Source organism: Streptomyces lacrimifluminis, from assembly GCF_014646095.1.
Taxonomy (GTDB): domain Bacteria; phylum Actinomycetota; class Actinomycetes; order Streptomycetales; family Streptomycetaceae; genus Streptomyces; species Streptomyces lacrimifluminis.
On sequence record NZ_BMMU01000023.1, the window covers coordinates 17,203 to 35,912 of the forward strand.

The window sequence follows — 18,710 nt, forward strand, 5'->3', positions numbered from 1 at the left end:
CGTTCCCGACACCTCAGGAGAGGGGGTGAAAACTCATGACAGAAGACCGGACCACCCAGCGCACGATCACCGCCGTCATGATCGTCATTGCCGCGCTGGCGTTCGTCTTCTCCTTCGGCAACGTCTGGTCACTCGCACTCCGCCTCGGCGTCCCCGGCCCGATCGCACCGCTCATCGCCCCAATGGTGGACCTGTCCGTGGTCGGCCTCCTGGTCGCACTTCGCTACCTCTCCCTGCGCGGCCTTCCGGCCGAACAGATGACGGCCGCGACCCGCCTCATGCACTTCTCCGGACTACTGACCCTCGCCCTCAACGTCGCTGAACCGATCGTCACCGGACACTACGGCCGCGCCGCCGTCGACGCGGTGGCCCCGCTACTTCTCCTCGGCTGGGGCTCCGTCGGCCCGCAACTCCTCCGCGCCTTCCACACCGTTGCGCGCCCCGCCGTACCGGCTTGCCTGCCGAACAAGACCGAGTCGAAGCCTGAGACGGCTTCTGACACATCCCGCCCTGCGCCTGCGACGCCTCCCACCGTCCCGGCCCCGGCCCCCGCCGCTCCTCACGTGACCCCGGCTCCTGCCTCGCCTGCGATCAAGGTGCCTGAGCCGCTGCTGACCGAAGCACGCTCGATCGCCACGGCCCACCGCACCGAGCATGGCGAACCGATCACGGCGGCCCAGCTGAAGACGCGACTCGGGATCGGCCTGCCCATGGCCACCGCGCTGCACGCAGTTCTGTAGCGCCACCACCTTCCGCTGGCTTCTCCGGCACTTCCCACCACCGCCCGCCCCTGGGCCCGCCTTGCCATGCCTGCGGGCAGCAGCCCGAGCGCACTGAATCGCTGCTGCCCGCAGGGCCCACCCTCGTGCCAGAAGGGACACCCCGCCACCCATGCGCCGCCCCCTCGACCTGCGCCACGTCATCAGCCCCGGCCTGCGGGACCTGGTCGAACTGGCCAACACCGACGACTTCGACCGAGTCACCGAACAGGTCCGCGACCTACGGGGCTGCACCAGCCCGGTCAACCTGCACGGCTGGACGATCACCACCGACCAGACCACCAAGCAAGTGGTCCGCTCCTACCGCTCCGAGGACGAACCCTCCGGCCGTCTCCTCACCACCTGCGGCAACCGCCGCGCCTCCCGCTGCCCCGCCTGCTCCCGCCTCTACGCCGCCGACACCTACCACCTGATCAAGGCCGGACTGTCCGGCGGCAAGAACGTCGCCGAAACCGTCCACGACCACCCCCGCGCCTTCGTCACCCTCACCGCCCCGTCCTTCGGCCCCGTCCACAACCGCCCCACGACCGACACGGGCAAGCCCCGCCCCTGCTCATGCGGCGAAAGCCACGCCCAGGACGCTCCCGAACTCGGCACCCCACTGCGCCCGGCAAGCTACGACTACAGCGGCGCCGTGCTGTGGAACGCCCACGCCGGGGCCCTGTGGGCACGCTTCACCACCTACCTACGCCGCGCCCTCGCCGAGCACCTCGGCATGACACAGAAGGCACTCAACGCGGCCCTCCGCATCTCCTTCGCCAAAGTCGCCGAGTACCAACAGCGCGGCCTGGTCCACTTCCACGCCGTCGTCCGCTTCGACGGTCCCGACGGCCACACCACCGCGCCCCCGGTTTGGGCCACCTTCGACGCCCTCCACGTCGCCGTCGGCCTGGCGGTCGAACGGGCCCGACTCATCGTCGAGTCGGACGCGGTCGGCGAACGCGTCATCCGGTGGGGCGACCGCTTCAAGGTCGATCAGATCTCGGCCTTGGGAGACGGCGAACTCACAGACGCCAAAGTCGCCGGATACGTCGCCAAGTACGCCACCAAAAACGCCGAAGGCGCGGGCACCGTGGACCGCACCCTCGTATGCCGCCCCTGCGCCGGACGCGGCTACGTACGCGGCCCCGACGGCTTCCACGACCGGTGCGAGGACTGCGACGGCACCGGCCAGGCCGAACCCCTCACCAACCTCGCCATCCAGCAGCACGCCCGCCAGATGATCCGCACCGCCTGGGCGCTCGGCCACCTCCCCGAGTTCGCCCACCTCAAGCTCTGGAAGTGGGCACACATGCTCGGCTTCCGCGGCCACTTCTCCAGCAAATCCCGCGCCTACTCGACCACCCTCGGCGCACTCCGCGACGTACGCCGTGCCTGGCGCACAGCTCAGGCCGAAGCCGCCCGCGTCCGGGCCGGCCTTCCGGTCGACGACGAGAACACCACCCTCGTCACCGCCTCCTCGTGGACCTACCTCAGCAGCGGCTACCGCCCCGGCGAAGAACTCCTCGCCGCCCAGGTCCGCCACGACAGGGCCTATTCCGAACACCTCAAGTCCGAAGGAGCGCCCTGGCTGTGACCACTCCGACCACCGCCGACAAGCGAACGCTGACGCTGGTCGAAGCACTCGCTGAGATCAGGGTCTCCCGCGCAGCCTTCTATCGAATGCGGGCACGCGGCCAGGCACCGAAGCACCTGAAGCTCCCCAACGGTCAGATACGTATCCGCCGGGCCGACCTCGACGCCTGGTTCGACGGCTGCGAGGTGCAGGAAGCGTGCTGACCTACGACGTCCAGATCTGGGGCATCCGGAAGCGACCCAACCGCGCGGCAGCACACCAACTCCGTTGGCGCGTCGGCCCCCGCCCCTTCTCCAAGAGCTACAAGATCAAGGCCCAGGCCGATGGGCGCCGTGCAGAGCTGCTGACCGCCCTGCGCAACCGCGAGCAGTTCGACACGGAAACCGGCCTGCCTGCCTCGGAGGTCCAGGCGCTCAACTCCGCCACCTGGTACGCCCATACCCGCACGTACGCCGAGATGAAGTGGCCGAGCGCCTCGGCCAAGCACCGCGCGAGCATCGCTGACACGCTCGCCACCATCACGCCGAAGCTGGTCAAAGACCAACGAGGGGCTCCTGCTCCGAAGGTGCTCCGGATCGCGCTCTACTCGTGGGTCTATCGGTTCGTCCTCGGCGATGACGGAACGCTGAGGCCGCGCCTCGACGTCGAAGAGCCGCCTGCCGACGTCGTGGCCGCGCTGGACTGGATGGGCCGGAAGTCCGTGGACATCACCGACCTCAACACGCCTTCGGTGGTGCGTACGGCGCTCGACGCCCTGATGCTGAAGCAGGACGGCACGGCCGCTGCCGAGAACACGGTGAACCGCAAGCGGACGGTCCTCAGCAACTGTCTCCGGTACGCGGTAGAGCGGGAGTTGCTGACGACCCTGCCCCTCGACAAGGTCGACTGGACCCCGCCCCAGACTGACGACGAGATCGACTTCCGGTTCGTCCCCGGCCCCAAGCTGGCGAAGGCGCTGATCGATGCTGTCGGCGAGCAGGGCGAACGCGGACGACACCTGATGGCGTTCTTCGGCTGCCTCTACTACGCGGCCAACCGTCCCGGAGAGGCGGCCGGTCTTCGAGCGGACGACTTCACCCTGCCCGAAGAGGGGTGGGGCGAAGTCCTGCTCTCCACGAGCATGGCCCGAGTCGGCTCCGGCTGGACGGACACAGGGGAGTCGTTCGATACGCGTGGCCTGAAGAAGCGGGCCCGCAAGGCGACCCGGCCGGTTCCGATTCCGCCGGTTCTCGTGCGCCTGGTCCGCGAGCACATCACGGAGTTCGGCATGACCGAGGACGGCCGGCTCTTCCGCGCGACCCAGGGTGGCCACCTCCTCTCCAAGGAGTACGGCGAGGCATGGAAGGCGGCCCGGCTCACAGCGCTGACGGAGTCTGAGGCGGCCTCGCCGCTGGCTGGCGTGCCGTACTCCCTGCGCCACGCGGGCGTCTCGCTCTGGCTTGAGTCTGGCGTTTCCCCGGCGGAGGTCGCGCGACGAGCGGGGCACAGCATCGCGGTCCTGTTCCGCTTCTATGCCAAGGCTATTCACCGCAACCAGCAGCGCGCGAACCAGCAGATCGAACGGGCCTTGAAGTCTGCCGACGACGAATAGGCCGGGCGATCCGTCCAACCTCAGGCGCCGTCCTCACCCCACAACGGGGAGAGGACGGCGCCTTCTCACTGTGTTGGACGTGGTCCGCGCCCCGAGTGAAACAGTTCCCCTGACCAGCAGATACCCGGATCTAGTCCGCCGGTGCTCGGTCACGCCCGGCCTCACCCAAAACAAATCGCGTCCCGGCTTCGCCGCACTGTAGACATGGTCTGGGGCACGGATCTGCACACCTGCATCCATCCTGTGCACCCAGATGACAAGGAGAGTTGATGGCTGGCGTAACGGTGACGGTCTGCCTGCCGGCCGAGGCCGCGGGCGATGTCGAAGGGGCGCTCACGAAGGCTTTTGCGCCCTTCGACTCCGATTCAGGAAACAACCCTGTCAGTCGCGGCATGTGGGACTCCCGCCGCATCCGCGGCGGCAGCACAGACGGAGGTTTCGCCGTCGCCCTCGGACACGAGGACGATCCCCGGCTCATCCATGACGACCCTGCACCCGACGGCACACCCCGCCCCAGCCCCCCGGGCGTCTGCGCCGGAGGACCGCGCGCCCTGCTCGATTTCTCCCAGCCGCACCTTGCTTCCGAACGTGCAGCCGCCGCGTCGTGGGACCTGTGGCACAGCCTCTCCGCCGTGCACCCTGCGGCCGTTCCCCTCGCGGACTTCGTGGACCGCTGGCGAAACGATCCCACCGCATTCGGCGGTGACGGGTATTCAGACGCAATGTTCTCCGCCTACCGGGACCAGCCGCTGATCAAGGCGTACCTGGACCACTCTTTCAGCCTCGACACGGGCTTCCTGGGCTTTTTTGGCAACAGCGATCCTTTGGAGCACCCGGTCATCGGCTACGCCGGAACCCGGGCCGAGTACATCCGGCAGTACACATCAACAAGGCCATCGAATACGGATGTGCTCACTCTGGATGGCTGGTGGCTGGAGGTGTACCAGCACGGCATGGAGGCCGTCCACGCCTTCTGCGAGCCTGAGCTGTGCCCACACGACTCTCCACTGCCCGCCGTGTGGCCGGGCAGCGAGGCGTACCTCGCGGACCTTCCCGGCGACACGATCCTCGTCCGGGTCCACTGCCACTGCTGACGCGACCCATCGGGCTGGCATGCAGGGTTGTCGGTACTCAAGTACCCAGCCCGCCCCAGCGCGGCATGGACCGTGGTCCACACCTGGTCCACACACGCTGATCAACAACGCGACAGACCCGCGTCAAGCTGAGACAGGCCCACGCAGATGGGGTGCCCCTCACCGAGAGACACCCCATCTGACCTGCACACTCCCTGACCTGGCGGAAGCGGTGAGATTCGAACTCACGGTGACATCGCTGCCACGACGGTTTTCAAGACCGTTCCCTTAGGCCGCTCGGGCACGCTTCCCCGCGCCCAGCCTGATCAGCTCGGCGCGGGACAAGAGTAACGGGTCCTCGCGGGCGCCCGTGGGTCAGCTGTCGCCCTCGCGGGAGCCCAGGGTCAGTTCGACCGTCTTTGACTTGCCGTCGCGTTCGTAGGTGATCTGGACCTTGTCGCCGGGCTTGTGGGTCCAGATCTCGCCGATCAGGGTCGGGCCGCTGTCGATCACGTGGTCGTCGAGCTTGGTGATGACGTCGCCGGGCTTGAGGCCGGCCGCAGCCGCCGGGCCGCCCGTCTCCACGGGTTCCGGGGAGTCGTCGGACTTCTGGCTGATCTGCGCGCCGCCCGTACCCTCGGTCAGGGTGACCGAGGCGCCGATCTTCGCGTAGACCGGCTTGCCCGTCTTGATCAGTTGCTGGGCGACGTACTTGGCCTGGTTGATCGGGATGGCGAAGCCCAGGCCGATCGAGCCGGACTGGCCGGTGCCCAGGCCGCCGCCGCTGGAGGACTGGATCGCCGAGTTGATGCCGATGACGTTGCCCGACGCGTCGAGCAGCGGACCGCCGGAGTTGCCCGGGTTGATCGACGCGTCCGTCTGTAGGGCGCTCATGTACGAGGCCTTGCTGCTGGCGCTGCCGTCGCTGGAGGCCACCGGGCGGTTCTTGGCGCTGATGATGCCCGTCGTCACCGTGTTGGAGAGGCCGAAGGGGGCGCCGATCGCGATCGTCGAGTCGCCCACGGCCACCTTGTCGGAGTCGCCGAGGGTGAGCGGCTGGAGGTTCGACGGGGCGTTCTTGAGCTTGATGACCGCCACGTCGTAGCCCTGTGCGTGGCCGACGACCTCGGCGTCGTACTTCTTGCCGTCGGGGAAGGTGGCCGTCAGTTTGCCGCCGTCGACCGCCTCCGCGACGACGTGGTTGTTGGTGACGATGTGGCCCTGGGTGTCGAAGACGAAGCCCGTACCGGTGCCGCCCTCGCCGCTGGAGCTCTCGGCCTCGATGGTGACCGTGCTCGGCAGCGCCTTGGCGGCCACGCCCGCGACCGTGCCCGCGTCGCGCTTCAGGTCGCCGCCGGTCTGCTGTGAGGCGGAGACCGTCGTGGACGTGGTGGAGTCGTTGTCCTTGGCCAGCGTGTAGCCGAGGCCGCCGCCCAGGCCGCCCGCGACCAGCGCGGCCACCAGCACGGCCGCGAACAGCCCGCCGCGCCCGGACTTCGGCTTCGGCTGCTGCTGGTCGTACGTGGCGCCCCAGGGCGCGCCCGTGTCAGCGCCGCTTCCGCCGCCCATGTACGACGGCGTCACCGGCGGCGGGGGCGGCGGCCAGGCGCCCGCTTCGGGGGCCGGCCCGGCGCCCTGTCCCGCCTCCGGCGCTCCCGCCGACGCGTACGCCGACACCTGGCCCGCGTGCGCCTGTGCCTGCTCCGGTGTGCCCGGGGCGCTCGAAGGCACCGGCGGGAGCGGAGTCGTCGGGGCCTCGTGCGCGGTGACCTGCGGGGAGGCAGCAGGAGTTTCCACCGGCACGGGAGGTGCGGACGGGGCCGGGGGTACCACAGTGCCCTCGTTCTCGGTGCTCACAGCTCTGTCTCCTCGATCCACGGCTGTCCTGGTCGGTCGCACTTGGTCACGTCCGATCACATATGTGCGTACCCGTTTACACGGGTACGCGGTCGGTACGTTTCAGCTGTGCGTGTCCTTTTGTATGCCGCCAGCTTTTCCCACGGGCCGTCAGGGCACCATAAGCGGTGCCTGTGGGTCCGGGGCCATCCTTTATATCTGACAATTCACACAACCATGTGCATCTGTTACGCGCGCGGGGTGCCCGCTACGTCATGGCGCCCTCCGACGGTGACACCATGACGCGGTGACCCACGCACGACAGCACCCGATCCAGGTCGTCGCCCACCGCGGAGCCTCCGAAGAGGCACCCGAGCACACACTGGCCGCCTACAAGAAGGCGATCGAGGCCGGCGCCGACGCCCTGGAGTGCGACGTACGGCTGACCGCGGACGGCCATCTCGTCTGCGTCCACGACCGCCGCGTCAACCGTACGTCCAACGGCCGCGGCGCGGTCTCCGCCCTGGAACTCGCCGACCTGGCCGCCCTGGACTTCGGTTCCTGGAAGAACGGCGACGAGGCCCCCGACTGGGAGCACCGCCCGGAGGACCGTGAGGACACCTCCGTACTCACCCTGGAGCGGCTGCTCGAACTCGTCGCCGACGCCGGGCGGCGGGTGGAGCTGGCCATCGAGACCAAGCACCCCACGCGCTGGGCGGGGCAGGTCGAGGAGCGGCTCCTGTTCCTGCTCAAGCGGTTCGGGCTGGACGCCCCGGAGTCCCCGGCCGATTCACAGGTACGGGTCATGAGCTTCTCGGCGCGCTCGCTGCACCGGGTCCGGGCCGCCTCGCCGACGCTGCCGACGGTCTATCTGAACCAGTTCCTCTCGCCCCGGCTGCGCGACGGCCGGCTGCCCATGGGGGTCGGGATCGCGGGCCCCTCGATCCGGATCGTGCGCAGCCACCCGGCGTATGTCGAGCGGCTGAAACGCGCCGGCCACCGGGTGCACGTCTGGACCGTGAACGAGCCCGAGGACGTCGGCCTCTGCGTCGAGCTCGGCATCGACGCCATCATCACCAACCGCCCGGGCGCGGTTCTGCGGCAACTGGGCCGCTGACCGGCCGCGCTCCCACAACGGCAGAACCCCTCGGCCGCGAGCCGTCTCTTACCCGACTCCGAACCCCGGTTCGCGCCGGGGCTCTTGACCTGGCGGTCCCGGTGAGGGAGCCTCCACCTTCGGCCATACCGTCGAAATCCGGCCACTCCGTTACGGGGAGTGCACCGGCGCGTTCGCTCCGTGTTCGATCACCGCGAGTGCGTCATAGAAGGCGGAAGGGACGGTTTCCGGTACAGGCCAAGGGGGCATTCACACCGTGGCGTGGGGCAAAGGAGGTCTCGGGGGTGGCGTTTGTGGTGGCACAGGAGGTGCCCACGTCGTCGAGCATGGCCGTTCCCCATGGCCCTGCGGGCGTGGGGAAAGCAAGACATCGGATGCGCGATCAGTTGCGCACGGGCGGTGTGTCGGAATCGGTCATCGACGACGCGGTGTTGATCCTGTCCGAACTCTTGAGCAATGCGTGCAAACACGGTCGGCCACTGGGCGAGGCCCTGGCCGGTGACGGCGACGTCCGGGCCGCGTGGCGCGTGGACACCGGCGGCAGGCTCACCGTCGAGGTGACGGACGGCGGCGGTCCGACCCGCCCGGTTCCGGCGACCCCTTCGGTGACGGCGCACGGTGGCCGCGGGCTGAACATCATCACGGCGCTGGCCAACGACTGGGGTGTCCGCGACGACACCCGCGGCGAGGTCACGGTGTGGGTCGTCGTCAACGACGACGTCCACGACCCTGACGCGGGCCATCGGCGCACCGACTTCGCCACCCGCATCACGGCCCGCTCGATGTCCGCGATACCCGAGCTGGACTTCTCGGACGCGTTCGACGACATGGACTGACGGCACACCGGCGGCCGGACGTGTCCACAGGTCCGGCCGTCGGCGTGCGGTCCGTTGTCCCCAGGGTCCCTTCAGCCGTCGTACGAGCGGCTAGGCTCGCGCCAGTACGAGACGAGCCGTAACCGGGAGACACCCACGATGGCCAAGAAGCGACCCCAGACGAAGGCCTCGCGGCCTCAGCTGTCCGACCGAGCCCGCGCCGGAGGCGCTGATGGGGACTTTCCGGTTGTCGGCGCCCGCGAGCCCTGCCCCTGCAACAGTGGCCGGCGCTACAAGGCCTGCCACGGCCGGGCCGCCGCGCACGCGGTGACCGAACTGGTGCACCGGCCCTTCGAGGGCCTGCCCGGCGAGGGCGACTGGGTGGCCCTGCGCGAGCTGGTCCCCGCCGCCACCGTGGAGCTGACCCTGAAGGCCGGCCTTCCCGAGGGCGTTCCCTCGGTCACACTCGCGACGGTTCTGCCGATGGCCTGGCCCGCCCTGCGCCGCGACGACGGCTCGGTCCTGCTCGGTCTGCAGAACGACACGGCGTCCGGCGACATCAGCCGCGACCTCGCCGACACCCTCCAGCGCGCGCTCACCGCGGAGCCCGGTACGCCCGTCCAGGGCCGCCGCTCCCCGGCCGAGGGTCCGCGACTGCAGGACCTGCTCGACCCCGAAGGCGCGTTCGAGCCAGTTGTGCACACGGGGTTCGAGTTCTGGGTTCCGGACGCGCAGAACGCCACGGCGGACGTCACCGCCTCCCTGGAGCGCGCGAACGACGCCGCCATCCCGACCGTGAAGCTGACGGGCGTCGACGCTGCGTACTGGTGCGAGACGCCGGACAAGAACCACCTGCGCTGGGTGATGCCGCACGGCGAGGAGCAGCTGCTCGACGCCCTCGCGCGGCTGCACGCGGCCGGGCGGTCCAGCCTGGGCGAGGGCACGCGCCTGGTGGGTTCCTTCCGGGCGCACGGCCTCACCGTGCCGGTCTGGGACCTGCCGACCGGCGTCACCGCGGAGGACGTCGAGAAGCCGGCCGCCGAGTTCGCCGACCGTCTCGCCACCGCCCTGGCCTCGGACGCTCCGCTCACTCCGGAAGAGCGCCGAGCCCGCGGCGGCCTGACCAACCGACAGGTGACTCTCAGCTGACACACAGTCGGATCCGCTCGCTCCGACCGGGTGACTCCAGTCACAACTCCCGGTGAGAGCAACGGAATCGGTGTCCGAATAGCCGAGATCGAATTTGCGAACCGCCGATCTCTTGTTAGCGTTGCGGTAGCCCGGTTGCTGGTGCATCCCCCGTCGCCAGCAACCGGGTCTTTCTCTGCCCGGAGATCCGCACAGCGTCCTGTACCGCGTTCCGCACGGAACGGCGCCGTGCGTCAACTCCCGTCGGGCACCCCGGAGTTGCTCCCCGATCGCAGCAGCAGCGGGCCCTCTCCGACGTCCGACGCCTCCGCCGCGTCTTCCGCCGGATTCCCCGCCGCCGCGAACTCCGCGACCGCCGTGTACGCCCCCGGCTCGCCCGCCGTGCGCTCCCTGGGCGTCTCGCACACCCCCGGCTCGTCCTCCGCGCCCACCGCGCACCGCAGTTGCACGGTGCGGGCGCCCGGCCCCATGAGGCTCAGTACGGACGTGAGCGCATGGCCGGTCGCGTTGCGGTAATAGGTGCGCGCCCAGGTCTCCTCCCCCTGGGACAGCACACAGGTCTGCGCCTCGATGCCGTCGGGGGAGGTGAGTTCGGGACCGCAGCGGGCGGCCGTGGCGAGCCCAAGGCCCAGCAGCAGCGGGGAACCGGTGGGGTCGGCGGGAGGATCGGCGGCCTCTCTCGCCTTGCCGTCCTCAGGCCCCTCCTGAGGGCCTTCTTCCGGCGTCAGGGAAAGGAGGGCGTCGCGGTCCGCGTCGCCCACGGGCCCCGCGGACGCCACGGCCAGCGGAAGCGCGACCGTGAGCGCCACGACGCCCGAGAGCGCGAGCAGACGGAGGTTCATGGAGGTGAAGATAACGACAGGGCCGGGCGCCCGGTTGCCCGCGCGCTCGACACCCCTACAACTCGGGCGCGCTCACACCCGTACGAGTGAGGGCCTCGACCACGGCGTCCACCACGGCCTCGACATCGGGCACCCAGGGCGAGGACGAGCCGGGCAGCGGTGCGCGCTCCCAGCGGATCTGGCCCTGACCGGTCTCGGACGGGGGCAGCGCGATGTAACCGCCCTCGCTGTGGAAGCGGAGGGAGCCGGGCACGAAGTCCTTCGCGTACAGCAGCTCGCCCAGCTGTTCCATCGTGTACGGCTTCACGAGCAGCGACCATCGGGTGGGCGCCGCGACGACCGGACCCAGGCGCATGCCCTTGCGGTCCAAAGCCTTGAGCGCACGGGCCGCGGCCGGGGCCGGCAGGCTCACCGCGCACGGGGCGGCGCCGCCGGTGGCGAGGATGATGGGGGCCGTCGGCCGGTTGGTCCACCACCAGCTCACCATGCGCTCGTCGGTGGTGGCCGCGAGCAGACCGGGGTCGAACGGGTGAGCGCCGGGGACCGTGCACTCCGGATCGGGGCAGCCGCAACGGGCGCGCCCCTGTGGATCCGGTGCCACGCCCGGGAGTACGGGCCACTGCCAACCGGTCGCGAACGTCAGAGCCGCGCCGAGCACCTCAGGCTTCCCGCCGTCACGCCGGGACAGGAGCCTGCGTCGCCTTCCGAGCCTTCCGAGGATCTCGCGCATGAGCGCTCGTTCCTTTCCGTTGCACGCCTGGCAACACCGTGGGCCACATCACACCATGTGTCGATCACTTCACTGTGCGTATCTCCTGGCGCATCCCGACCGGCGAGAGGCAAGGGGAAGCCCCCTTGTTGTGCGCCGAGCGCCGAGCGTTGATTACGTCCGCATCCATACAGCGTTCATCTAAAGCCTGGGCATGGCGCGGGGTGGCGGAGTCTGGCGTTTTGCCGTCCCGCGTGTTCTCTCCGCCTCCGTCAAGGGAGGATGGGGCACGGTCGTCGATGGTAAGGACGCCCGGGTCCGTCGCCAGGTTCCGGGCGGTTCCACAACCACCCCTGGGCCTTCACCGAGAACGTACCCACCAAGACCGCTGTGACGCTCCGTCGAACCAGGCCAGTCGACCGCAATAACCCGCTACCCGAGTCAGTTTTAAGCCAACTTCGCTTTTCCGCAAGGGGACCCGGCAAACCCATGGACACCAGGAATCCCGGCAGGACAATGCTGGACATCCCCTCACGAGTGCGTGTACATGTGGAGACACTGCTAGCGGCGCAGAATCACATGGGGGTTTGCGATGCTATTGAGCAATAGGCGCCGGTCGGAAGGCCGGACGCCATGAACGCCCCTCACCTCCCGAAAGTGGCTGGAATCGACGCCACGGTTCCCTCGCCCGCACACACTGTCGCGCCCGCGCCCGTAACGCCGGACACCCCAGCGGACACACCCGCGCCGACCTGCCCGAACGGCCCCGGCATCCTCCTTCAGGACCGCCTCGCCGGTTGGGTGTCCGACCTCACAACACTGCATGAGCTCACCGAACGGCTGGCGCGCACGTCGGTACTCACCGACGCGCTCCAGGAACTGCTGCGCGCCGGAGCCGCTCTCGTGGGCGCCCGACGCGGTCTCGTCGTCCTGGAACCCGGTGACGGTCTGGGCCCCGACACCACCATCGGCCTGGGGCTGGCCCGTGCCGACCTCGGACACATCGAGACGATCCCGCGCGGCGCGATGCCGTACGGGCAGCTTCTCGACACGGCCGCCGGGCTGCCCGGCGGCGAGAGCGAAATCACACACCCGGACCTCCTCGCCGAGGACGGTCTGGACCCCCGCCACCGCGAGGTGGCCGCCCGCCTCGGCTACGCGGCGAGCTACGCGCTCCCCCTGTCCACCGAGTCCGCGGGCCGCCTCGGCGCGGCCGTCTGGCTGTACGACGAACCCGCGGAGCCGGTCGAACGGCAGCGCCACCTCGTCGGCCTGTACGCGCGGTTCGCGACCGAGCACCTGGCCCGGCTGGTCGAGGTGGAGCGCACACGCGCGTGCGTGCGGACGATCTCCGCGGAGCTGCTGCCCTCCCGGCTGCCCCGGACGGCCGGCGTCCAACTCGCCGCCCGGCACCGCACCGGCCCGCGCGGCGGCGGCGACTGGTACGACGCGCTGCCGCTCCCGGACGCCGCCCTCGGCCTGGCCGTGGGCGCGGTGACCGGCTCCGGGCCGAGCGCGATCGCCGCGATGGGCCGGCTGCGGGCCTCCCTGCGCGCGTACGCCGTGATGGAGGGAGAGGACCCCGTGGCGGTCCTCTCCGACCTGGAGCTGCTTCTGCGGCTCACCGAGCCCGCCCGCTGCGCCACCGCCCTGTTCGCGTACTGCGAGCCCACGCTGCGCAAGGTCACGCTGGCCGGTGCCGGGCACTGTCCGCCCCTGGTGATCGGCGAGCGGCGCACCGAGTTCGTGGAGACCACCGTGTCGGCGCCGCTCGGGATGCTCGCCTGCTGGGAGGCGCCCAGCGTGGAGTTCCGTACCGAGCCAGGAGAGACGGTTCTGCTCTACACCGACGGACTGCTGCACCGTACCGGCGCCTCCGTGGACCGGGCCTTCTCCCGGCTGCACGCGGCGGCGGCGAGCGTGCCCAGGCAGCTGCGGGACGATCCTGGCGCGATCGCGGACCACGTCCTGCGGAGCATGCTGCCGGACGAGCTGGACGCGTCGGACGGTCAGGAGGACGTCGTACTGCTGTCGGCGCGGTTCGAGTGAGCCGCCGGACACCCGTCCGGTCTCCATGCGCACCCCTGGGCCCTGTCCCGTACGACCGTACGATGGACGGGGTCCAGTGCCGTATCTAGGAGGATGACCGTGGCGGACGAGCTCAATCCGGTGACCCCGGAGACTGAGACCGAGCCCGAAGAGCCGATCAAGCAGCGGAAGAACGGCCTGTACCCGGGCGTCTCCGACGAGCTTGCCGAGAACATGAAGTCCGGCTGGGCCGACACCGAGCTGACGGGCCTGGAGCCCCTCGCGCAGGCCGGTCACACCGCCGCCCGCCGCGCCGCGCTCTCCGCGCGCTTCCCGGGCGAGCGTCTGGTGATCCCCGCGGGCAATCTGAAGACACGTTCGAACGACACGGAGTACCCCTTCCGTGCGTCGGTCGAGTACGCGTACCTGACCGGCAACCAGACGGAGGACGGCGTCCTCGTCCTGGAGCCGGTCGTCGACGGTCACCGGGCGACCATCTATCTCCTCCCGCGCTCCGACCGTGAGAACGGCGAGTTCTGGCTCTCCGGCCAGGGCGAGCTGTGGGTCGGCCGCCGCCACTCGCTCACCGAGGCCGAACAGGTGTACGGCATTCCGGCCTCGGACGTGCGTGAGCTGGCGGGCACGCTGGCGGAGGCCACCGGGCCCGTCCGCGTCGTACGCGGGTTCGACGCCGGTATCGAGGCCGCCCTGACCGACAAGGTCACCGCCGAGCGCGACGAGGAACTGCGGGTCTTCCTGTCGGAGGCACGGCTGGTCAAGGACGAGTTCGAGATCGGTGAGCTGCAGAAGGCCGTCGACTCGACGGTGCGCGGGTTCGAGGACGTGGTGAAGGTCCTCGACAAGGCCGAGGCGACCTCCGAGCGGTACATCGAGGGCACCTTCTTCCTCCGCGCGCGGGTCGAGGGCAACGACGTCGGATACGGCTCCATCTGCGCCGCCGGCCCGCACGCCTGCACGCTGCACTGGGTGCGCAACGACGGGGCCGTGCGCTCCGGTGAGCTGCTGCTGCTGGACGCGGGCGTCGAGACGCACACGTACTACACGGCCGACGTCACCCGGACCCTGCCGATCAACGGCACGTACACCGAGATCCAGAAGAAGATCTACGACGCGGTGTACGACGCCCAGGAGGCCGGGATCGCGGCCGTGCGGCCCGGGGGCAAGTACCGGGACTTCCACGACGCCGCGCAGCGGGTGCTGGCCGAGCGGATCGTGGAGTGGGGGCTGGTCGAGGGGCCGGTGGAGCGGGTGCTGGAGCTGGGGCTGCAGCGGAGGTGGACGCTGCACGGCACCGGGCACATGCTCGGCATGGACGTTCACGACTGCGCTGCGGCGCGGGTCGAGTCGTACGTGGATGGTGTGCTGGAGCCCGGGATGGTGCTGACCGTTGAACCCGGGCTGTACTTCCAGGCCGATGATCTGACCGTGCCTGTGGAGTATCGGGGTATCGGGGTGCGGATCGAGGACGACATCCTGGTGACGGAGTCCGGGAATCGGAACCTTTCGGCTGGGCTTCCCCGGCGCTCGGATGAGGTGGAGGCTTGGATGGCTTCCCTGAAGAGCTGATCTTTCGGCTGCGGGCAGTTCGTGGCTGAGCGCGCGGTTCCCCTCGCCCCTGGGCATGTCGGTGTGGACCTGCATCTGGAAGTGATCGCCGCCGAAGGGCGTCGCGCCGGGATTGAGCGGGCCCTGCGTGACGCCGTGCGGGACGGGCGGCTCGCGCCCGGGGCCCTACTGCCTGCCACTCGGCGGCTCGCCGACGAGTTGGGGGTCTCGCGGGGGACCGTGAAGGCCGCCTACGACCAGCTCGTCGCCGAGGGGTATCTCAGCGCTCGGCAGGGGGCCGGTACGCAGGTCGCCGCGTTGCCCTCGGTGGACGCCGAACCGCCGGGGGCACACGCACGCGCGCGTGTGCCCCGCTTCGATCTGCGGCCCGGGAGTCCGGACGTGGGGACGTTCCCGGCGGACGCCTGGCTACGGGCGCTGCGCCGGGCCCTCGCGGCGGCTCCCTCCCCGGCGTACGACTACGGCGATCCGCGCGGCCGGATCGAGCTGCGGACGGCACTGTCCGGCTACCTGGGCCGGGCCCGCGGGGTGCTCGCGCCGCCCGAGCGGATCGTGATCACCTCCGGGTACGTGCAGGGGCTCGCGCTCCTCACGCGCGTGCTGGACGGCGCCACGATCGCCATGGAGGACCCGGGGCTGCCCTTCCACCGCGAGGTCGTCCGGCGGGCCGGCGGACGGGTCGTACCGATCGGCATCGACGGACACGGCGCCCGTGTGGAGGAGTTGGCCGACCCGCACGACGTCTCGGCGGTGGTCGTCACGCCCGCCCATCAGTACCCGACCGGCGTCACCCTGCACCCGGAGCGGCGTCGGGCGCTCAGCGACTGGGCACGCGCGCGTGGCGGGCTGATCGTCGAGGACGACTACGACGGGGAGTTCCGGTACGACAGACAGCCCGTCGGCGCTCTTCAGGGCATGGCTCCGGGGCAGGTCGCCTATGTCGGCACCGCCTCCAAGACGCTCGGGCCCGCCCTGCGCCTCGGCTGGATGGTGCTGCCGCCCCACCTCGTCGACCCGGTCGCCGACGCCAAGCTGCACAGCGACCACCACACGGAGACCATCGGGCAGCTGGCCCTCGCCGAACTGATCACCAGCCACGCGTACGACCGGCACGTGCGCGCGTGCCGCCTGCGGTACCGGCGCCGCCGGGACCGGCTCGTCGAACTGCTGGGCGCTCATCGGAACGTGCGCGGCATCGCGGCGGGGCTGCACGCCCTGGTCGAGGTGGCCGACGAGGCGGCGGTCCTGGCGCGGGCCGCCGAAGCCGGGCTCGCGGTGGGGCATCTCGGGGAGCACTGGCACGCGCCGGGCGAGGGGGCGGCGGGAGAGCGGGCCCAGGGGCTCGTCGTGGGGTACGGGACGCCTCGGGAGCGGGTGTACCCGGAGGCGTTGGAGGTGCTCGGGCGGGTTCTGGCGGGTGACTGAGCGCGGTTTCCCCGAAGCAAGCCGAAGTAAACAGGCATGAACCATGGTGAATCGGAGTGAACCGGAGCGGAATTGGGCCACTGAATGGCGTGACTATTGGGTCTGCTCAGCGGTCCACCGCGCTTCTAACGTCGTCCGTATGACCAACTCCCTCGTCCCGCCCGCAGGCCCGCAGCGCGTGCTCGCCCTGGCCCAGTTGACCAACTCGGTCGGCGACGGGGCGTACTACGTCACCTCCGCCCTCTACTTCACCCATGTCGTCGGGCTCGCTCCGGCGCGCGTGGGGCTCGGGCTGACGCTCGCCTGGGCGGTCGGATCGCTGGTCGGGGTGCCGCTCGGGCGGCTCGCCGACCGGCGCGGGGCACGCGGGACCGCCGTACTGCTGGCGCTCGCCACGGGGGCCGCGGTGGCGTCCTTCCTCGTCGTGCGCGGCTTCGTGCCGTTCGTGGTCGCGGCCTGTGCCTACGCGTCGGCGCAGTCGGGGCTCGCGGCGGCCCGGCAGGCGCTGCTCGCCGGGCTGGTGACCGCCGGGGACCGGACGCGGCTGCTCGCGCACCTCCAGTCCACGCTCAACGCCGGTCTGGCGGTGGGCGCCGGGCTCGGCGGCCTCGCGCTGAGCGCCGGGACGCGGGCGGCGTATCTCGGGGTGTTCGCGCTGGACGCGGTTAGTTTCCTGGTGTGCGCGGGGCTGCTGCTGCGGCTGCCGCCGGTGGCGCCCGTCGCCGTGACGAAGTCGCGGGGGCTCGGTGTGCTGCGCGACCGGCCGTACGTCGTCGTGACCCTGCTCAACACCGTTCTGCTGCTGCGCATGCCGTTGCTCAGCCTCGGTGTCCCGCTGTGGATCACCGAGCGGACCGATGCTCCGGCCTGGGTCGTCTCCACGCTGTTCGTGCTCAACACCGGGGCGGTGATGGTGTTCCAGGTGCGGATGGCGCGTGGGGTGTCGGGGATCGCGTCGGCCACGCGCGCGGTACGGCGTTCCGGGTGGGTGATGCTCGCGGCGTGCGCGGTGTTCGCCCTGTCCGCCGGGCTGAGCCCCTGGGTGGCCGTCGGTGTCCTGGTGGTCGGCGCCGTGCTGCAGGTCGTCGCCGAGATGGGGCAGTCGGCGGGGTCCTGGCAACTGTCGTTCGAGCTGGCCCCGGCCGACCGGGTCGGTGAGTACCAGGGCTTCTTCGGCACCGGCGTCACCGTGGCCCGTACCGCGGGGCCCCTCGTCCTCACCACGCTGCTGGTGGGCTGGGGGACCCCGGGGTGGCTGCTGCTGGGCGGGGTCACGCTGGTCGCGTCGTACGCGATGGGGCCGGCGGCACGGAGAGCCGCTGCCGCCGGCCCGGTGGGCGCGGCCGTCAGGCAGCCCGTGTCAGTGAGCTGACCGGAAGCGAGTCCAGGAACAGGGCCCCCGCGAAGAGACCTGCGCTCCCGCGGGGGCTCCACGCGCGCGCGTGGAGGTCGTCGTCGAAGGCGGCCAGTGCCGCGGCGCCCGCCTCCGTGGACGTGCCGCCCGATGCCAGGATTTCGCGGGCGCCCGCCTGGACATGGCGCAGGCCGAGCGGGCCCGCCGTGTACAGCAACTCGGTGTCCTGGAGCGTCGACATGACGGTCAGGAGGGCGTCCAGGCGGGCCTGCGCCTCCGTCGCGCCGGTCGAGCGGGCGGTGGCCAGGGCGTCCAACGCGCGCCGTACGTGCGGGAATCCCGCCCTCGCCTCGCCCCGGGCGCCGGCCGCGCCGTACTTGGCCGACACCGAGGAGCCCCGGGAGGGTCTGCGCGGGGCGCGTTTGTCGGGGTGGGCGGCGATGCGCTTGGCGGTGGCCGTGACGTCGCTCGCCCTGGCCCGGGGATCCAGGGCGGCTGCCGCGACCAGCAGGCCGAGCGCCCACAGTGCACCCCGGTGGCCGCCGCCCGCGAGCGCCACCGAGTGCTCGGTGGACCGGCCGATCGCGCCGAGTTCCGTACGGAGCCCGGGAGTCGGTTCGCCCGTGCGGCGGGCCGCGGCGGCCATCGCCGCGAGGCCGGGCGCGAGCGCCTTGGCCGACCAGCGCAGGGCGAGTTGGTCCCTGCGCGTGGCGCGGGCGTCGAGATCGCGCGGGTCGGGCAGGCCCGGCTTGGGAGCCAGGGCCAGCTGCCCGGTCAGCGCGTCCACGGCGGCCAGCGCCAGCACCTCGTCCTCGGGGCTGCTCATGGC

Annotated in this window: 16 protein-coding genes and 1 tRNA gene; 12 read left to right on the top strand and 5 right to left on the bottom strand. The window is 70.9% G+C overall.

Going from position 1 to position 18,710, the window contains the following annotated elements; translation table 11 throughout:
* Positions 1-35 precede the first annotated feature (35 nt).
* The 5 genes from IEY89_RS28550 (at position 36) to IEY89_RS28570 (ending at position 5,040) form a co-directional block, all read left to right on the top strand.
* Positions 36-740 (top strand): DUF2637 domain-containing protein, encoded by a 705-nt coding sequence (locus IEY89_RS28550; RefSeq protein WP_189150397.1) that lies wholly within the window; start codon positions 36-38, stop codon positions 738-740.
* Between the two features lie 151 nt (positions 741-891).
* Positions 892-2,355 carry a replication initiator gene (locus tag IEY89_RS28555; RefSeq protein ID WP_189150398.1) on the top strand — a complete coding sequence of 488 codons (1,464 nt, stop codon included), beginning with the start codon at positions 892-894 and terminating at the stop codon, positions 2,353-2,355.
* A complete protein-coding gene (locus tag IEY89_RS28560; RefSeq protein ID WP_059083826.1) occupies positions 2,352-2,558 on the top strand; it encodes a helix-turn-helix transcriptional regulator in 207 nt (68 codons plus the stop codon). Before IEY89_RS28555 ends, IEY89_RS28560 begins: the two co-directional genes overlap by 4 nt.
* On the top strand, positions 2,552-3,946 hold the full coding sequence (locus IEY89_RS28565; RefSeq protein WP_189150399.1) for a tyrosine-type recombinase/integrase: 1,395 nt from the start codon (positions 2,552-2,554) through the stop codon (positions 3,944-3,946). Before IEY89_RS28560 ends, IEY89_RS28565 begins: the two co-directional genes overlap by 7 nt.
* 269 nt (positions 3,947-4,215) lie before the next feature.
* Positions 4,216-5,040: a hypothetical protein gene (locus IEY89_RS28570; protein WP_189150400.1), complete on the top strand. Its 825-nt coding sequence runs from the start codon at positions 4,216-4,218 to the stop codon at positions 5,038-5,040.
* Between the two features lie 200 nt (positions 5,041-5,240).
* Here IEY89_RS28570 and IEY89_RS28575 read toward each other — a convergent pair.
* A tRNA-Ser gene (locus tag IEY89_RS28575) sits at positions 5,241-5,330 on the bottom strand.
* A gap of 64 nt (positions 5,331-5,394) precedes the next feature.
* Positions 5,395-6,876, bottom strand: coding sequence for a S1C family serine protease (locus IEY89_RS28580; protein WP_189150401.1), 1,482 nt, complete (start codon positions 6,874-6,876; stop codon positions 5,395-5,397).
* A 286-nt stretch (positions 6,877-7,162) separates the two neighbouring features.
* Here IEY89_RS28580 and IEY89_RS28585 point away from each other — a divergent pair, with 286 nt between their 5' ends.
* From IEY89_RS28585 to IEY89_RS28595, 3 genes are all read left to right on the top strand, one after another.
* Positions 7,163-7,972 (top strand): glycerophosphodiester phosphodiesterase, encoded by an 810-nt coding sequence (locus IEY89_RS28585; protein WP_189150402.1) that lies wholly within the window; start codon positions 7,163-7,165, stop codon positions 7,970-7,972.
* Positions 7,973-8,169: 197 nt separating this feature from the next.
* Complete coding sequence (locus tag IEY89_RS28590) at positions 8,170-8,808, top strand: ATP-binding protein (protein WP_189150403.1); 639 nt, start codon at positions 8,170-8,172, stop codon at positions 8,806-8,808.
* Positions 8,809-8,946: 138 nt separating this feature from the next.
* Positions 8,947-9,936 carry a DUF5926 family protein gene (locus IEY89_RS28595; protein ID WP_189150404.1) on the top strand — a complete coding sequence of 330 codons (990 nt, stop codon included), beginning with the start codon at positions 8,947-8,949 and terminating at the stop codon, positions 9,934-9,936.
* A gap of 233 nt (positions 9,937-10,169) precedes the next feature.
* Here the strand turns inward: IEY89_RS28595 and IEY89_RS28600 are convergent, their stop codons facing one another.
* Both IEY89_RS28600 and IEY89_RS28605 read right to left on the bottom strand, forming a co-directional pair.
* Positions 10,170-10,778, bottom strand: a complete 609-nt coding sequence (locus IEY89_RS28600) for a hypothetical protein (protein ID WP_189150405.1) — start codon at positions 10,776-10,778, stop codon at positions 10,170-10,172.
* A 55-nt stretch (positions 10,779-10,833) separates the two neighbouring features.
* Positions 10,834-11,508 (bottom strand): bifunctional DNA primase/polymerase, encoded by a 675-nt coding sequence (locus IEY89_RS28605; RefSeq protein WP_189150406.1) that lies wholly within the window; start codon positions 11,506-11,508, stop codon positions 10,834-10,836.
* A gap of 612 nt (positions 11,509-12,120) precedes the next feature.
* On the opposite strand from IEY89_RS28605, the gene IEY89_RS28610 reads away from it, so the two are divergent.
* From IEY89_RS28610 to IEY89_RS28625, 4 genes are all read left to right on the top strand, one after another.
* A complete protein-coding gene (locus IEY89_RS28610; protein ID WP_189150407.1) occupies positions 12,121-13,536 on the top strand; it encodes a PP2C family protein-serine/threonine phosphatase in 1,416 nt (471 codons plus the stop codon).
* Between the two features lie 99 nt (positions 13,537-13,635).
* Entirely contained in the window at positions 13,636-15,102 is a 1,467-nt protein-coding gene (locus tag IEY89_RS28615) for an aminopeptidase P family protein (RefSeq protein ID WP_189150408.1), read from the top strand.
* A gap of 21 nt (positions 15,103-15,123) precedes the next feature.
* The gene (gene pdxR, locus IEY89_RS28620) at positions 15,124-16,527 is read left to right on the top strand and encodes a MocR-like pyridoxine biosynthesis transcription factor PdxR (RefSeq protein WP_189150409.1); all 1,404 of its coding nucleotides are present in this window, start codon (positions 15,124-15,126) and stop codon (positions 16,525-16,527) included.
* 139 nt (positions 16,528-16,666) lie between these two features.
* The gene (locus IEY89_RS28625; RefSeq protein WP_189150410.1) at positions 16,667-17,899 is read left to right on the top strand and encodes an MFS transporter; all 1,233 of its coding nucleotides are present in this window, start codon (positions 16,667-16,669) and stop codon (positions 17,897-17,899) included.
* Here the strand turns inward: IEY89_RS28625 and IEY89_RS28630 are convergent.
* On the bottom strand, positions 17,874-18,707 hold the full coding sequence (locus IEY89_RS28630) for a triphosphoribosyl-dephospho-CoA synthase (RefSeq protein WP_189150411.1): 834 nt from the start codon (positions 18,705-18,707) through the stop codon (positions 17,874-17,876). The two genes, IEY89_RS28625 and IEY89_RS28630, sit on opposite strands and share 26 nt — an antisense overlap.
* Between the last annotated feature and the right edge of the window lie 3 nt (positions 18,708-18,710).

Coding starts and splice junctions, on each gene's coding strand:
- IEY89_RS28550 (WP_189150397.1), top strand. CDS start 36: ATGACAGAAGACCGGACCACCCAGCGCACGATCACCGCCGTCATGATC.
- IEY89_RS28555 (WP_189150398.1), top strand. CDS start 892: ATGCGCCGCCCCCTCGACCTGCGCCACGTCATCAGCCCCGGCCTGCGG.
- IEY89_RS28570 (WP_189150400.1), top strand. CDS start 4,216: ATGGCTGGCGTAACGGTGACGGTCTGCCTGCCGGCCGAGGCCGCGGGC.
- IEY89_RS28595 (WP_189150404.1), top strand. CDS start 8,947: ATGGCCAAGAAGCGACCCCAGACGAAGGCCTCGCGGCCTCAGCTGTCC.
- IEY89_RS28600 (WP_189150405.1), bottom strand. CDS start 10,778: ATGAACCTCCGTCTGCTCGCGCTCTCGGGCGTCGTGGCGCTCACGGTC.
- IEY89_RS28605 (WP_189150406.1), bottom strand. CDS start 11,508: ATGCGCGAGATCCTCGGAAGGCTCGGAAGGCGACGCAGGCTCCTGTCC.
- IEY89_RS28610 (WP_189150407.1), top strand. CDS start 12,121: ATGAACGCCCCTCACCTCCCGAAAGTGGCTGGAATCGACGCCACGGTT.
- IEY89_RS28625 (WP_189150410.1), top strand. CDS start 16,667: ATGACCAACTCCCTCGTCCCGCCCGCAGGCCCGCAGCGCGTGCTCGCC.
- IEY89_RS28630 (WP_189150411.1), bottom strand. CDS start 18,707: ATGAGCAGCCCCGAGGACGAGGTGCTGGCGCTGGCCGCCGTGGACGCG.